This is a genomic window from Oryzicola mucosus (assembly GCF_014534685.1).
Classification (GTDB): domain Bacteria; phylum Pseudomonadota; class Alphaproteobacteria; order Rhizobiales; family Rhizobiaceae; genus Oryzicola; species Oryzicola mucosus.
In genome coordinates, this window is the sequence record NZ_JACVVX010000001.1 from 982,923 (window position 1) to 997,060 (window position 14,138).

A 14,138-nucleotide genomic window follows, 5' to 3' on the forward strand; every position below is an offset into this window, starting at 1 on the left:
GCCGCTTATCGCACACCTGACCGCTAGGCTTAAGCCAGTCCTACCCCCTACCCAAACCGCCACACAGTCGTCTTCTTCACCTCGGCGTCTTCCAGGGCGCGGGTGACGGGCACTTCATAGACCGCCAATTTTTCCAGTCGCTCCCTGGGCAGATAGGACCGGCCGGGGTCGCCGACCAGCACCTCCGCGCCGCGTGCGCGCAGCGCTGAAAACCACGGCACCAGCCGCTCGGCAAAGGGTTTTTCATAAAACACGTCGCCGGCCAGCACCACGTCCCAGCCAAGATCCCTGCCGACCAGATCGTCGCCCAGATAAGAAACCGACACGCCATTGGCCTCGGCGTTCAGCCTTATCGCCGCTTCGCAGAACGGGTCGATGTCGGCCGCGAGCACCTCGGCGGCGCCCGCCTTCATCGCCGCGATGCCGACCAGCCCGGAGCCCGATGCGAAATCGAGCACGGTCTTTTGCGCCACCGTGCCGGGATGGTCGAGCACATGGCGCGCCAGCCCTTGACCGCCGGCCCAGGCGAACGCCCAGAAGGGCGGCGGCAGGCCGATCTCGGCCAGTTGCTCCTCGGTGCGGTGCCAGAGATCGTGCGCCTCGTCGGCGAGATAAAGCTTAATCTCCGGCACATGCGGCGGGGTCAGCAGCGCCGTATTGGCCCGGATGAAGCCTTCGGCCGTCTCGGGCGAAAGCGGTTTCAAGGCGCTTTTTCAAGGCCGCCCATGCGGCAGACTTCTTTCCATTCGTCTGGCGTCACCGGCTGGACGGACAGTCGCATCGAGGTGACCAGCGACATCTTTTCCAGCTTCGGATTGGCCTTCACATCGACCAGCGTGACCGGCTTCGGCACGTCCTTGAAGGCGCGGATGTCGACGCATTCCCAGCGCGCATCCTCGGTCGTCGTGTCGTGATGGGCGAGCGCGCAGACCTCAGCGATGCCGACCACCTCCAGCCCCTCATTGGAATGGTAGAAGAAGCCGAGATCGCCGATCTGCATGGCGCGCATGTTGTTGCGCGCCTGGTAGTTGCGCACGCCGTCCCATTGCGTGCCCTTGTCGCCGAGCTTTTTCAGCATCTCCCAGGAAAACTTGAACGGCTCGGATTTGAACAGCCAATAGTTCATGCGTTGAGGCTCCGAAACGATCAGGCGCTGGCAGGGTTGTTGAACACCCAGTTCCACGGCAGCACCTCGACCGACTGGAACAGGCCGGCCTTGGCATAGGGATCGGCATCGGCGATGGCCTGTGCCGCTGATTTGTCGGCGGCCTCGACCACGACCAGGCTGCCCAGCGGCTTGCCGTCCTCGCCCAGGAAGGGGCCGGCGAATTTCAGCGTGCCCGCCGCGTTCAGCGCGTTGAGATGGTCGACATGCTCGGGCCGCGTGTCCATGCGCACCTGAAGATGGTCTGGCTTGTCCCTGCAAATGAACGCAAACAGCATTGTTCCTGCTCCTTTTTCTCGAAAAATCAGTCGGCTTCGGCCTTGAGCGGCCGCGACATCAGGCCGGTGACGGCCTCGTTGATGGTGATCGCGCCGTCCAGAATGGCGGCCACAGCTTTGATGATCGGCGCGTCGAGGTCGCGTTCGCGCGCGATGCGGGCGGCGATGCCCGATGTCGCCACGCCCTCGGCCAGCGGCCTGTCGGCGAGGTCCTCGTGCCGCCCCAGCGCCATGCCATAGGCGAAGTTGCGCGATTGTGTCGACGAACAGGTCAGCATCAGATCGCCGAGGCCGGAAAGCCCCATCAGCGTCTCGGCCCGCGCGCCGAACGCAGCACCCACGCGGCGCAGCTCGACGAAACCGCGCGTCACCAGCGCCGCCTGCGCGCTGGCGCCCAGCCCCGCGCCCGACACGGCACCGGCTGCGATGGCGAAGACATTCTTCAGCGCGCCGCCCAGCTCGACACCCGTGAGGTCGTCGCTGGAATAGCAGCGCAAGGTGGTTCCCGAGAATCGTATCGCCAGAGCCGCCGCCAGCGCTTCGTCCCGCGCGGCGACCACCACGGCGGTCGGCAGGCCGCGCGCGACATCGGTGGCGAAGCTTGGGCCTGACAGGGCCGCGGCCGGATTGTCGGGCAGGATCTCCGTGGCGATGTCCGACAACAGCCGGCCGGTGTCGCGCTCGATGCCCTTGGCGCACAGCACCAGCGGCACCTCAGGCGCGAGCCTTCCCTTGAGCCCGGTCAGCACGCTGCGCAGCGTCTGCGCCGGGGTGACGACCAGCACGCAATCGGTATCGCGGATCGCCGCATCGAGATCGCTGGTGGCGTCTATGCCGGCCTCGAACGCGATGCCCGGCAGGTAGCGCGGGTTCTCTCCGCGTGAAATGGCTGCGACCGACTCGTCATCGCGCGCCCAGAGCCGAACGGCATGGCCGCTGCGCAGCATCGCCAGCGCCAGCGCCGTTCCCCAGGCGCCTCCGCCCAGGACGGTCACTGTGTAGTGGCCGCTCATGCCTTCGCCCCCCTGCGGCCGGAGCCGATGACGGGTGCCGACACGGTGTCGAGCGGCCAGCGCGAGCGCGGCACGAAGTCGAAACCGTCATCCCCGGCCAGGCCGGCGCGCAACCTTTCGATGCCGGCCCAGGCGATCATCGCTGCGTTGTCGGTGCAGAGATTGAGCGGCGGCGCGATGAAGGCGAAACCATGCGCGGAGCATAGTTCTTGCAGTTTTGACCCTATCGAACGGTTCGCGGCGACCCCTCCGGCGACCACCAAAACGGGCTTTGGATGGGTCGGAAACCGCTGGAGGAACCCCTCCAAAGCCCGCTTCACACGGTCCGCCAGGGCGTCCGTGACGGCTATCTGGAACGATGCGCAGATGTCCGATACGTCCTGGTCGGACAGCGGAGAAATGGCCGTTGCAGCCTGCCGGACGGCTGTTTTGAGTCCTGAAAAGGAGAAATCGGGCTGCGCCGACCCCTTCATCGGGCGCGGAAAGGCAAAGCGTGTTGCATCGCCCGCCGCCGCCGCCTTTTCGACATTCGGCCCGCCGGGATAGGGCAGGCCGAGCATTTTCGCTGTCTTATCAAAGGCTTCGCCCAAGGCATCGTCGATGGTCGTAGCCCAGCGCTCGTAATTTCCGACGCCGCGCACCAATACGATCTGGGTATGCCCGCCCGAAACCAGCAAAAGCAGATAGGGAAAGTCGATGCCGTCGGTCAGCCGCGCCGTCAGCGCATGGCCCTCGAGATGGTTGACGGCGAGCATGGGCTTATGCGCGGCGGCGGCAATCGCCTTGGCCGTCATCAGCCCGACGATCAGTCCGCCGACCAGTCCCGGCCCTGCGGTCGCCGCCACCGCGTCGATCTGCGAAAGGTCTATGCCCGCATCGGCGAGGGCGACTTCTACGATGCCGTCCAGCGCCTCGACATGGGCGCGGGCGGCGATTTCCGGCACCACGCCGCCAAAGGCCGCGTGTTCCTCGATCTGGCTGAGCACGATGTTGGACAGAATCTCGGGCTTTCCGCCATCGCGCAGCGCGACCACGCTCGCGGCGGTCTCGTCGCAGCTCGTCTCGATGCCGAGAACGCGGATCAATTGGTCGCTGCCCTGCATGATTGCCCGGTCGCCGTTTCCCCGTTAGGAGGTGCGGAAAGAGTTTCCGCACGGCGCGGAGTTACCATGGACCGGGCGACATGCAAACCATCAGCCAGGACATCGGCCCGAAAATCGCGGGCCTGAAAATCGGAACGCGCGGCAGCCTGTTGGCGCTGGCCCAGGCGCATGAGACGCGTAGCCGGCTGATGGCGGCGCACGGCCTGCCCGAAGACGCCTTCGAGATCGTCGTCATCTCCACCAGCGGCGACCGCATCCAGGACCGTCCGCTGTCGGAAGCCGGCGGCAAGGGCCTGTTCACCAAGGAGATCGAGGAGGCGATGCTGGACGGCCGCATCGATATCGCCGTGCATTCCTCCAAGGACATGCCGACCGTGCTGCCCGACGGGTTGGAACTGTCGGCCTTCCTGCCGCGCGAGGATGCGCGCGACGCCTTCATCGGCCGTTCGGCCAAAACCATCGCCGAGATGCCGGAGGCCGCCGTCATCGGCTCGTCCTCGCTGCGGCGGCAGGCGCTGATCCGGCGCATGCGGCCGGACCTGAAGGTCATAATGTTTCGCGGCAACGTGCAGACCCGGCTGCGCAAGCTCGACGAGGGCGTCGCCGAAGGCACCATCCTGGCGCAGGCGGGCCTGAGGCGGCTCGGGCTGGACCATGTAGTCACGGAATTGATGTCGCTCGAGGCCTTTCCGCCTGCTCCGGGCCAGGGCGCGATCTGCATCGAAAGCCGTATCGGCGACGCGAGCGCCAGGGATATGGTTGCAGCCATCCACCACGCCCCGACAGGCCACGCGCTGGCCTGCGAACGCGCCTTCCTGGCTGCGCTCGACGGCTCGTGCCGGACGCCTTTGGCGGGCTATGCCGAGATCGACGGCGACCGGCTCGCCTTCTCCGGCCTGATCCTGACACCGAACGGACAGGAAACGCATGCGGTGACGGTGGATGGTAAAGCCGTGGATGCCGTGGCGCTGGGCCGAAAAGCCGGGGAAGAGGTGCGCGCGCGTGCCGGCACGGGCTTCTTCGACGGATGGGGCTGAATGGTCCGCGTCCTGGTCACACGGCCTGAACCTGGCGCGGCACGGACGGCGCAGCGGCTTGCTGAACTGGGCTTCATGCCCCTCATGCTGCCCTTGTCGAGAACCGTATCCCTGCCGGCGCGGCTGCCTGAAGGGGTGGACTTCGCTGGCGTGGCGGCAACCAGCGCCAACGGCTTGCGCCACGCCGACGCCAGTATTCTCGCCAGACTGCGGCATCTGCCGCTTTACGCGGTCGGCACAAAGACCGCGTCTCTTGCCACCAGCCAGGGTTTTTCGCGTATCAAGACCGCGCGTGGCGATGCGCTGTCGCTGGCGCATCTCATTGTCGAAGACCGGCAAACCGCTGCTTTGGCTTATTTGTGCGGGCGCGTTCGGCTCTCCGGCTTCGAAGCTGTTTTGCGCGAAGCGGGGGTGGAGGTCGCTGCCATCGAAACCTATGACACGATGACCGTGCAGCGTGAAACACGTGAAATCGCCGGCCTGCTCGGCAGCCAACCCATCAATGCCGCCTTGATCTATTCGGCCAAAGCAGCGGGTGCGTTGCGCGAAATTGTCGATAAAATGGGCGGGATTTTCGAGAACACGCACTATATCTGCATTTCGGCCCGCGTTGCCGAAGGGCTGGCTGGACTGTCCAAGGTCGATATTGCCCGAAGGCCTGACGAAGATGCGATGTTTACCTTGCTCGCGCGATAAAAGACATGTGCCATAAGGCGGCCTTTTTTCGTCCGACTCTGATGTGCTACTGACTTCCGACGACCCGCAACGCCGGGACCACTGCAAACCAGACCGGGGAGCCCAATATGGTCAAGACGCCAAGGACGCGCCATTCCAAGTCCACACGCGAACCTGTCACCATCGATCTGGATCCGGATGCCGTGAAGCGGGTCGACGAGGCCACTGTGGAGACGCCGCAGGAACCCTTCGCCTCCGAAAGTGCGTCACCGCCCGTGGACGAGACGCCGACAGGCGATGCGGCTCCGGTCGACGCCGATGCGACGCCTGAGACGCAGCCATCGCCAGAGCCGAGCGGCTATGATTTCTCCGAGCCGAGCGTATCCGACGCTCCGGTCCAAGAGCCCGCGGCGGAAATTTCCGAACCGCCTGTCGAGGAAACCGTTGCGGAGCAGTCTGCCTACAGGGCCGCGCCCAGACCCGAACCCGCGCCGCGCCGCAAGGGGGGCTCGTCGCTTATGGCGGGTGTCGCCGGCGCCGCCATAGCGCTCGCGGTGGCAGCGGGCCTGCAATATTCAGGACTTCTTGCTGCCCCGACCGGTTCCGGCGATTCCACTCAGGTCGCCGCACTCCAGTCCGAGCTGGATGCGGTGAAACAGCAGCTCGCAGCGCTGTCGAACGCGCCTTCGGCACCCGGCGACGCCGGTGCGCTCGACCAGCTCCGCAGCGAACTGGCGGCGCTCAAGTCCGAGGTCGAAAGCGGCGGCGCTGCCGATAGCGGTGGACTTGCCGCGCTGGACGAACGGCTCAAGAGCATCGAATCGTCGGTGGCTGCCGCCAGCGAGAATACGGCATCGCAAGACGAAATTACCGCGTTGAACGAACGCATCACCGGTCTCGACGCGACGCTGAAATCAGCAACCGACGGCACATCTGCCATAGAAGGCCGCATCGGCGCGCTGGAACAGACGATCAGCGGCCTGACCGAAAAGGTCGACGCTCAGGCCGACCAGCCGCGCATTGCGCTGGCAATCGCAGCCGCCGCGCTGAAGTCGGCCGTCGATCGCGGCGAGCCCTTCGGCGCCGAGCTGGAAACCTTGGCGGCTATCGCCCCCGACGCGCCCGAACTGGCTGCGCTGCGCGGATTTGCCGAAAAGGGCGTGCCGAGCCGCGCCGATATCCTGGCCCAAACCGATGCCGCCGCCACCGCGATGATCGCGGCCGGTTCGCCCATCGACGCCAATGCCGGCTATTTCGACCAGCTCATGGCGAGCGCGAAGTCGATGGTGCAGGTCCGCCCGATCGGCGCGGTGGAAGGGACCGGCGTGCCGGAAACCGTCGCGCGCATCGAAGCCGCCGTCAACGAAGGCAATTACGAGAAGGCGCTTGCCGAATATGAAGCGCTGCCCGATGCCGTGAAGGCTGCCGGGGCGGATTTCACAGCCAAGCTGAAAGCGCGGCTGGAGGTCGAGAAGCTTGCCGACCAGCTCGTCGCCGGCGCGATGAAGGCCTGAGGAGAAACATATGATCCGGGTCCTGTTCTACCTAGCCATCGTCTTCGCCCTCGGTCTCGGCTTTGCCTGGCTCGCCGACCGCCCCGGCGATATGGTGGTGACCTTCGACGGCTACCGCTACCATGTCAGCCTGATGGTCGCCGCCGTAATCGTCACCGCCATCGTGGCAGGCGTGATGCTGACCTGGTGGCTGCTCAAGGCGATCTGGAACAGCCCTTACACGCTCAGCCGTCATTTCAGGGTGCGCCGCCGCGACCGTGGCTATCAGGCGCTGTCCACCGGCATGATCGCAGCCGGCGCCGGCGATGCCGTCTTGGCGCGCAAGAAGAACAAGGAAGCCGCCAAGCTGATCCCGTCCGACCAGGAACCGCTGATCGCTCTGCTCGACGCGCAGACCTCGCTCCTGGAAGGCGACCACGACACAGCGCGCCGCAAGTTCGAAGCCATGCTGGACGATCCAGAAATGCGGCTTCTCGGCCTGCGCGGGCTTTATCTCGAAGCCGAGCGGCTGGGCGACCGCAACGCCGCTCGCCATTACGCCGGACGCGCTGCCGATCTCGCGCCGCAACTGGCTTGGGCAGCGGAATCCACCATAGAGGAGCTGACCGCGCGTTCCGACTGGGACGGCGCGCTGACGCTGGTCGACGCGCAGAAGAACACCGGTCAGCTCGACAAACCGACGGCTAACAACCGCCGCGCCGTGCTTTTGACGGCCAAGGCCATGGCGCTTCTGGACGGCAACCCGAGCGCCGCGCGCACGGCGGCGCTCGAAGCCAACAAGCTCAGGCCGAATTTCGTGCCAGCGGCCGTGGTGGCGGCAAAAGCGCATTTCCGGCTCAACGACATCCGCAAGGGCGCCAAGCTGCTCGAAGCTGCCTGGAAGGCCGAAGCGCATCCCGAGATCGCCGATCTCTATGTTCACGCCCGCCCGGGCGATGCCGTGCTGGACCGTCTGACGCGGGCCAGGAAGCTCAAGGCGCAGCGCCAGAACCATCCTGAATCCTCGCTGATCGTTGCGCGCGCAGCACTCGAAGCGCAGGACTACGCCACCGCCCGCGCGGAAGCCGAAGCCGCGATCCGCATGCAGCCGCGCGAAGGCGCCTTCCTGCTTCTGGCCGATATCGAGGAAGCCGAGACCGGCGACCAGGGACGTGCCCGCTACTGGCTGGGCCGCGCCGTGCGCGCGCCGCAGGATCCGACCTGGGTGGCCGATGGCGTTGCCTCCGAACAATGGCAGCCGACCTCGCCGGTTACCGGACGGCTCGATGCGTTCGAATGGCGCGCGCCGGTGGAGCGGCTTGGCCAGGTCATCGACGATGGCGATGTGATCGAGGCCGCACCTGCCCTTGCCGCACCCATGCCCACGGCCGAACCGGCCGCTCCCATGGGGGAGACCGTCGAGCCTGTTTCGGATGCGCTTCCCGACCCTGTCGAGGCGGTGAAACCTGCCGAGGAAACCCCGCCGCCCCTGGTCGTATCGCCGCCGCACAAGCTGTCTCCGGTTCCTGTTGCCGAGGCCGAGCCCGCGCACAACGCGCGCTCGCCGGCATCGGTGGCCGGCAATGTGGTAACGCTCGCGGCAGTGGCTCCGGCTGTTCAGTCTGAACCGCGGATCGAGGAAGAAGCTGCGGCGTTGCCGCCTCTTCCCGACGATCCCGGTGTCGATCCCGACGAAGCGGCGGAGCAGGCGCCCAGCCGTTTCCGGCTTTTCTGACAAGGCACTGCTGCGCCTTTGACCTCAGGTTCCCAAACCATGCTCGACCGTGTGTTCTCGGTTTTGAAGGATCTGCCCGGCGGCAAGCCGGAGCGCGGCGGCATGGACGACGATCCGCGCCTGGCTGTAGCCGCGCTGATGTATCACGTCATGGACGCGGACGGCCGGCGGCAGGATTCGGAGTGGGAAAGCATCAAACATCTCCTGGCTGAAACTTATGGCATCAAGGGCGATGAGCTTAAGACGCTGATCCGCGAGGCGGTGAAGGCCGACCAGGAAGCCATCGACCTCTACGCCTTCACCAGCCCGATCAAGCGGCATCTCGACGCCGAAGGCCGCAAGGCCTTCATCGCCATGCTTTGGGATGTGGTCTATGCCGACGGCGTGCTGCACGAGATGGAAGACAACATTATCTGGCGCGTTGCCGAGCTGATCGGCGTCGACAGCCGCGATCGCGTCGAAGCGCGACGCAAGGCAGCCGCAAGCTACGCGGTGCAGCATCCGCACGAGAACAAGGGATCCTAGAGCCTTTCATGATTAATTGGAATCGTTCTGCCGGAGGGAATTCGGGACAAGGTCGAGGGATGAGGCGAGGTCGTAGTGGCGCTACGGCCGAGTCGAAGCCCGAAGGATTTGGCCCGAATTCACCCGGCCCGAAGGGTTTCCCGCTGGCGGACACCCGGGGCGTCGAGCCGCTTGGACGATGGAACCCCATCGACCTGCGCGCCTCTCCTGCCGGATTGTCGCGCCATCGGAGAAACAGAACTGCTTCCAACTAACCATGAAAGGCTCTAATCGAATGCCGAAGCGACCCAGCCCGCGCATCCTCATCGTCCTGCATCAGGAACGGTCGAGCCCGGGTCGGGTGGGGCAGGTGCTGAGCCAGTACGGTTTCGACCTCGACATCCGCCGCCCGCCCTTGGGCGACGCGCTTCCCAAGACGCTTGAGCATCACGTCGGCGCCGTCGTGTTCGGCGGACCGATGAGCGCCAATGACGAGCACGACTACATCCGCCAGGAAACCGAGTGGCTGGCTGTGCCGCTGCGCGAGAACAAGCCGCTTTTGGGCATCTGTCTCGGCGCGCAGATGCTGTCCAACCATCTCGGCGGCACGGTGGCCGGCCATGGCGAGGGTCTCGTTGAGATCGGCTGGTATCCGCTGCGCGCCACAGGGGAGGGCCGCAAGCTGATGCACTGGCCCGAAATGGTCTATCAGTTCCACCGCGAAGGCTTTTCCTTGCCGCGCAGCGCGGAGCTTCTGGCCACTGCCGACACCTATCCCAATCAGGCGTTTCGATATGGCAGCAACGCATGGGGCATCCAGTTTCACGCCGAGCTGACGCGGGCGATGATGCAGCGCTGGGTGGTGGGCGGTGCGCACCGCTTCGATCTGCCCGGCGCGCAACAGGGCAGGGACCATCTCGGCGGACGGCTGATCTGGGATTCGCATCTCAAGCGCTGGCTGGACGAATTCCTGGAGATGATCTTCGGCAACCCGGCCAATGTCCGTGCGCGGACGCGGATCGCAGCCTCAGCCGGTCACATCGACGGTATCGCCGCCGAATAGGGTTACACGCGGCCGTCAAGCCGGCGAACCTTGCGCAACGCCGGGAACATATACGCCCACAGTCCGGCAACCGCGATGGCGCCCACGCCGCCGAACACCACGGCATGTACGGTGCCGAAAGCAGCCGCCATCATGCCGGCGCGGAACTCGCCCAGCTCGTTGGACGCGCCGACGAATACCATGTTCACGGCATTGACGCGGCCGCGCACATTGTCGGGCGTCCAGAGCTGGATCAGCGTTTCACGGACATAGACGCTGATCATGTCGGTGGCGCCCAGCATGGCGAGCGCGACAATCGAAAGCCATGGCACGGTGGACAGGCCGAACACCACGGTGAAGACGCCGAACAGCGCGACGAAGACGAACATGATCCGCCCGGCATGGTCGCGCAAGGGATGTCCGGCGAGCCAGACCGCCACGGCAAGCGCGCCGATGCCAGGCGCTGCACGCAGCAGGCCCAGCCCCCACGGGCCGAGATGGAGGATGTCGCGCGCATAGACCGGCAGCAGCGCCACCGCGCCCGACAACAGCACGGCGAACAGATCGAGCGAGATCGCGCCCAGCACGATCTTTTCCCGCCAGATATAGCGGAAGCCGGCGAACAGGGTTTCCAGCGTCGGCCGGTCGGTCTCGCTGTGCTGTTTGGGCTTGGGGATGGAGAAGATCAGGATACTGGCGGCAACCATCAGCATGGCGGCGACGCCATAGGCCGCCGAGGCCGACAGGCCATAGAGCAGGCCGCCCGCGACCGGGCCGACGATGGTTGCGGTCTGCCAGGCCGACGAGTTCCACGCCACCGCATTGGCGAAATCCTCCGGCGGCACCAGATTGGCCACCAGCGAGGCGGAGGCAGGGCCGAAGAAGGCGCGCGCGACGCCGAACACCGCGAGGACCGCGAAGATCGGCATGACGCTCGTCAGCCCGCGCAGGGTGAGCACGAGCAAAGCAACCGCGCAGAGCGATTCCAGAAGGATCGACAGCCCCATGACCCGCCGCCGCCCGAAACGGTCGGAGACCACGCCGGTGACCAGAACCAGAAGCAGCGCGGGAATGAACTGGATGACGCCGACCAGCCCGAGATCGAAGGGATCGCGCGTCAGGTCGTACACCTGCCAGCCGACGCCGACCGAGACAATCTGGGTGGCGAAGGTGGTCAGGAACCGCGCCGCCCAGAAGCGCAGGAAAGCGCTGTGCCGGAACGCGGCGTAGCGCTGTTCGGGGGAAGAGGCGTCTGGGGTCATAGCTATCCGTCACCGGCCAGTGCGATGGCAGTGGCAGGCGTTTCCCATAGGCTTTTGCCAGCGTAAAATCACGTCCTAAGCGCCAGTTTCTCGACCTGGCCTAGTTTTTAACGCAAGCTGGTGCCCAGTTTTTTTACCTCTCAAAGACAATCGGTACGATGATCTTCTTGGAAACTCCAGGAGGCGGCGCGGGAACTGGCGACGAACGGTTGACCAGACGGACGCCGGCTTCGTCTATCCTGTCATTGCCCGATGACTGTGCAACAGACGCGGACAGAACCTGTCCGCTGGCATCGATGGAAATCGAGACTTGAACAACCCCTGCGCCGCGAACGGAAACGCCTCGCTTGCGGCGATTGATATGAGAATACAGCTTCGACGTCCAGTCGGCTGGCGACATCCCCGTGGACCGCGAGCCTGCGCTCGGCTTTGGTGCGGCTGAAGTATCCGCGCGGTCAGCCCGGGCCTGCGAGGATGCGCTGCGCGTCGTCTGGGGCTTTGCGACTTCCTTCTTCTCCACCGGCTTCCTGGGAGCGGGTTTTTCGACCTTGCGCGGCGCGGGTTCGGGCTTTTTTTCGACCGGCTCGGGGCGCGGCGAGGGGATGGCCATGGCCACTTCCGGCAGCGGGGCCTCTTCGATGTCCGGGATGACCTCCTCGACCTCGTCCACCGTCTCGGCGACCTCTTCGACCGGCTCGATCTCGGTCGGCTCGGCAATTTCTTCCTGGACGGGCTCCGTGGTCGGTTCCTCTACAGGCTCGACGGTTTCGCTCACCGGCTGGGTCGTCGGCGTGGTGTCGGGCTCGACCTTGTCGAGCTCTTCTTCGACGGGCTCGGCGGCCTGCGAGGTTTGCACGATGTCGGGCGTTTCGTCGGGAATGGCCTCTGGCGCGACAGCCAGCGGCGCCAGATCGAGCATGATGGCCGATGCGGCTTCTTCCATGGGCGGCGGTGGCGGATCCTGCCAGAGATGCACGGCGGCAACCGCACCGGCGTGAATGCCGACGACGATGGCGGCGGCGAGGCCCCAGCGAATGAATTCGCGACCGCCGAAGGAGCCGTCCCAACTGTGATGGCTGTAGGTGGCACTCATGGCGCGGGCGCCGCCAAAGGGGGTGTCGGGCCGGCGCCGGGAGTCTGCGCGACCGGATCGGCCGGCGCGCCGGGCATCGCCTCAAGGCCGACCAGCGCGATCTTGAGATAGCCTGCCTTGCGCAGCAGGTTCATGACGTCCATCAGCTGGCCGTAGTCGACGGCGCGGTCGGCGCGCAGGAACACGCGCTGGTCCTTGTCGCCGGAGGTGAACGTGTCGAGCGCACCGGCAATCCCTTCGCGGGCGACGGTGTCGTTGCCGATCGAGACCGAAAGGTCCTGCTTGACCGTGACATAGAGCGGTTTATCGGGGCGCGGCGCTGGTGTGGCGGTGGAGGCGGGCAGGTCGACATTGATGTCGACCGTGGCGAGCGGTGCGGCCACCATGAAGATGATGAGCAGCACCAGCATCACGTCGATGAACGGGGTGACGTTGATCTCATGGTTCTCGCTGAGATCGTCGCCCTGACGTTCGCGGATGCCACCAGCCATGACCGGTCTCCTATTCAGCCGCGGCCTGCGCCGCCGTGCGCGCCTTGCGGTCGTCGTTGGATGCGGAGCCCGGAACCAGCCTGAAGTCGAGATCGCGGCTGACCAGCCGCTCGACGCCGGCGGAGACGTCGGCCAGAAGCTGGCGATAGCCGGTGATCGAACGCGCGAAGACGTTGTAGATGACGACGGCCGGAATGGCCGCGACCAGCCCCAAAGCGGTGGCGAGAAGCGCCTCGGCGATGCCGGGGGCGACGACGGCCAGATTGGTGGTCTGCGCCTGGCTGATGCCGATGAACGAATTCATGATGCCCCAGACCGTGCCGAACAGCCCGACGAAGGGCGAGGTCGAGCCGATGGTGGCGAGAACGCCGGTGCCCATGCTCATGCGGCGTCCGGCATGGACTTCCAGCCGGGTGAGGCGCGAGCCGACGCGCTCCTTGAGGCCGGACGCGGAGGCGTGGTCGAGTGCGGCGACGGACAGCCGGGCTTCTTCACGCGCCGAACGGATCATGGCGGCGGACGGACCCCTCTGCTTTTCGGTCTGGCGAAAGGCATCGTCCAGCGTGCGTGCGCCCAGCACCACCCTGAGTACGCGGCGGGCGCGGCCGCGGGCGCCGGCTAGCTCCAGCGACTTGGCGATCCAGACCGTCCAGGTCACCAAGGACGCGAAGGCCAACCCGATCATGACGGCCTTGACCACCCAATCGGCGGCCATGAACATGCCCCAGGGCGAGAGGTCGTGCGGCAGCGTCGATCCCTGCTCTTCTCCGGGCTGCAATTCGATCGGCTCCGTCCTTACGGCGGGTTGCTGTTGCACAGCGTCGGGAGCGGCCGGCGCAGTCGGCGCCTGAGGCTGTGGCGCGGGCTGCTCGACCTGGGCGGGTGCGGGAGGGGTCATGTCCTGCGCAAAGCCAGCGGTTCCGCCTGCCACCGTCAGAAACGCCAGGACCGCAAGAGCGGAAAAACCGCGCCGACCCGATCTGCTTCGGATCGCACCAGAAGGGATGGAATTGAGTGGGCTCATATCCTCGTACTCTGATGGTGGACCTGCCGGGCGGACGCTGTCCGACCAAGGCCCGTTGCTGCCTCAGGCGGCGAGGTAACATTGTTGACTTTTATCATCAAGTAATAATTGCCGGCCGGCGCGGGTTAGCCGGTTTGCGATGGCTGAGGTGGTTGCCATCCGGGCACAACGGCGACGACGATTTCCGCGTTCGGAAAGAAGCTGTGATGCGCGATGCTTCTTT

General features: G+C 65.7%; 15 protein-coding genes. 6 read left to right on the forward strand and 9 right to left on the reverse strand.

Features of this window, described 5'->3' with window-relative positions; genetic code table 11:
- Positions 1 to 47: 47 nt before the first annotated feature.
- From ICI42_RS04665 to tsaD, 5 genes are read right to left on the reverse strand one after another with little or no spacing between them, the layout of a single operon-like run.
- Complete coding sequence (locus tag ICI42_RS04665) at positions 48 to 704, reverse strand: class I SAM-dependent methyltransferase (protein ID WP_188163331.1); 657 nt, start codon at positions 702 to 704, stop codon at positions 48 to 50.
- Complete coding sequence (locus tag ICI42_RS04670) at positions 701 to 1,126, reverse strand: EVE domain-containing protein (protein WP_188163332.1); 426 nt, start codon at positions 1,124 to 1,126, stop codon at positions 701 to 703. The genes ICI42_RS04665 and ICI42_RS04670 overlap by 4 nt, the downstream gene beginning before the upstream one ends.
- Positions 1,127 to 1,146: 20 nt before the next feature.
- Positions 1,147 to 1,443: a YciI-like protein gene (locus ICI42_RS04675; RefSeq protein ID WP_188163333.1), complete on the reverse strand. Its 297-nt coding sequence runs from the start codon at positions 1,441 to 1,443 to the stop codon at positions 1,147 to 1,149.
- A gap of 26 nt (positions 1,444 to 1,469) precedes the next feature.
- Positions 1,470 to 2,456 carry an NAD(P)H-dependent glycerol-3-phosphate dehydrogenase gene (locus ICI42_RS04680; protein ID WP_188163334.1) on the reverse strand — a complete coding sequence of 329 codons (987 nt, stop codon included), beginning with the start codon at positions 2,454 to 2,456 and terminating at the stop codon, positions 1,470 to 1,472.
- Entirely contained in the window at positions 2,453 to 3,538 is a 1,086-nt protein-coding gene (gene tsaD, locus ICI42_RS04685) for a tRNA (adenosine(37)-N6)-threonylcarbamoyltransferase complex transferase subunit TsaD (protein ID WP_188163721.1), read from the reverse strand. Before tsaD ends, ICI42_RS04680 begins: the two co-directional genes overlap by 4 nt.
- Positions 3,539 to 3,639: 101 nt before the next feature.
- Here tsaD and hemC point away from each other — a divergent pair, with 101 nt between their 5' ends.
- The 6 genes from hemC (at position 3,640) to ICI42_RS04715 (ending at position 10,066) form a co-directional block, all read left to right on the forward strand.
- On the forward strand, positions 3,640 to 4,596 hold the full coding sequence (hemC, locus tag ICI42_RS04690) for a hydroxymethylbilane synthase (protein WP_188163335.1): 957 nt from the start codon (positions 3,640 to 3,642) through the stop codon (positions 4,594 to 4,596).
- A complete protein-coding gene (locus ICI42_RS04695) occupies positions 4,597 to 5,292 on the forward strand; it encodes a uroporphyrinogen-III synthase (protein ID WP_188163336.1) in 696 nt (231 codons plus the stop codon).
- Between the two features lie 107 nt (positions 5,293 to 5,399).
- Positions 5,400 to 6,785 carry a phage tail protein gene (locus tag ICI42_RS04700; RefSeq protein WP_188163337.1) on the forward strand — a complete coding sequence of 462 codons (1,386 nt, stop codon included), beginning with the start codon at positions 5,400 to 5,402 and terminating at the stop codon, positions 6,783 to 6,785.
- A gap of 10 nt (positions 6,786 to 6,795) precedes the next feature.
- A complete protein-coding gene (locus ICI42_RS04705) occupies positions 6,796 to 8,499 on the forward strand; it encodes a heme biosynthesis protein HemY (RefSeq protein ID WP_188163338.1) in 1,704 nt (567 codons plus the stop codon).
- 39 nt (positions 8,500 to 8,538) lie between these two features.
- Positions 8,539 to 9,024: a tellurite resistance TerB family protein gene (locus ICI42_RS04710; RefSeq protein WP_188163339.1), complete on the forward strand. Its 486-nt coding sequence runs from the start codon at positions 8,539 to 8,541 to the stop codon at positions 9,022 to 9,024.
- A 274-nt stretch (positions 9,025 to 9,298) separates the two neighbouring features.
- Positions 9,299 to 10,066, forward strand: a complete 768-nt coding sequence (locus ICI42_RS04715) for a glutamine amidotransferase (protein WP_188163340.1) — start codon at positions 9,299 to 9,301, stop codon at positions 10,064 to 10,066.
- Positions 10,067 to 10,068: 2 nt separating this feature from the next.
- Here the strand turns inward: ICI42_RS04715 and ICI42_RS04720 are convergent, their stop codons facing one another.
- The 4 genes from ICI42_RS04720 to exbB all read right to left on the reverse strand — a co-directional run bounded on the left by ICI42_RS04720 (position 10,069) and on the right by exbB (position 13,915).
- Positions 10,069 to 11,307, reverse strand: coding sequence for an MFS transporter (locus ICI42_RS04720; RefSeq protein WP_188163341.1), 1,239 nt, complete (start codon positions 11,305 to 11,307; stop codon positions 10,069 to 10,071).
- Positions 11,308 to 11,440: 133 nt separating this feature from the next.
- A complete protein-coding gene (locus tag ICI42_RS04725) occupies positions 11,441 to 12,400 on the reverse strand; it encodes an energy transducer TonB family protein (protein WP_188163342.1) in 960 nt (319 codons plus the stop codon).
- Positions 12,397 to 12,891 carry a TonB system transport protein ExbD gene (exbD, locus tag ICI42_RS04730; RefSeq protein WP_188163343.1) on the reverse strand — a complete coding sequence of 165 codons (495 nt, stop codon included), beginning with the start codon at positions 12,889 to 12,891 and terminating at the stop codon, positions 12,397 to 12,399. Before exbD ends, ICI42_RS04725 begins: the two co-directional genes overlap by 4 nt.
- Positions 12,892 to 12,901: 10 nt before the next feature.
- Positions 12,902 to 13,915 (reverse strand): tonB-system energizer ExbB, encoded by a 1,014-nt coding sequence (exbB, locus tag ICI42_RS04735; RefSeq protein ID WP_188163344.1) that lies wholly within the window; start codon positions 13,913 to 13,915, stop codon positions 12,902 to 12,904.
- Positions 13,916 to 14,138 lie beyond the last annotated feature (223 nt).

What these genes read in the sequence shown, in the direction of transcription:
- ICI42_RS04670 (WP_188163332.1), bottom strand. Translation starts at nt 1,126, where the DNA reads ATGAACTATTGGCTGTTCAAATCCGAGCCGTTCAAGTTTTCCTGGGAG.
- ICI42_RS04725 (WP_188163342.1), bottom strand. Translation starts at nt 12,400, where the DNA reads ATGAGTGCCACCTACAGCCATCACAGTTGGGACGGCTCCTTCGGCGGT.
- ICI42_RS04715 (WP_188163340.1), top strand. Translation starts at nt 9,299, where the DNA reads ATGCCGAAGCGACCCAGCCCGCGCATCCTCATCGTCCTGCATCAGGAA.
- ICI42_RS04720 (WP_188163341.1), bottom strand. Translation starts at nt 11,307, where the DNA reads ATGACCCCAGACGCCTCTTCCCCCGAACAGCGCTACGCCGCGTTCCGG.
- exbD (WP_188163343.1), bottom strand. Translation starts at nt 12,891, where the DNA reads ATGGCTGGTGGCATCCGCGAACGTCAGGGCGACGATCTCAGCGAGAAC.
- exbB (WP_188163344.1), bottom strand. Translation starts at nt 13,915, where the DNA reads ATGAGCCCACTCAATTCCATCCCTTCTGGTGCGATCCGAAGCAGATCG.
- hemC (WP_188163335.1), top strand. Translation starts at nt 3,640, where the DNA reads ATGCAAACCATCAGCCAGGACATCGGCCCGAAAATCGCGGGCCTGAAA.
- ICI42_RS04695 (WP_188163336.1), top strand. Translation starts at nt 4,597, where the DNA reads ATGGTCCGCGTCCTGGTCACACGGCCTGAACCTGGCGCGGCACGGACG.
- ICI42_RS04710 (WP_188163339.1), top strand. Translation starts at nt 8,539, where the DNA reads ATGCTCGACCGTGTGTTCTCGGTTTTGAAGGATCTGCCCGGCGGCAAG.
- ICI42_RS04705 (WP_188163338.1), top strand. Translation starts at nt 6,796, where the DNA reads ATGATCCGGGTCCTGTTCTACCTAGCCATCGTCTTCGCCCTCGGTCTC.
- ICI42_RS04675 (WP_188163333.1), bottom strand. Translation starts at nt 1,443, where the DNA reads ATGCTGTTTGCGTTCATTTGCAGGGACAAGCCAGACCATCTTCAGGTG.
- ICI42_RS04680 (WP_188163334.1), bottom strand. Translation starts at nt 2,456, where the DNA reads ATGAGCGGCCACTACACAGTGACCGTCCTGGGCGGAGGCGCCTGGGGA.
- ICI42_RS04700 (WP_188163337.1), top strand. Translation starts at nt 5,400, where the DNA reads ATGGTCAAGACGCCAAGGACGCGCCATTCCAAGTCCACACGCGAACCT.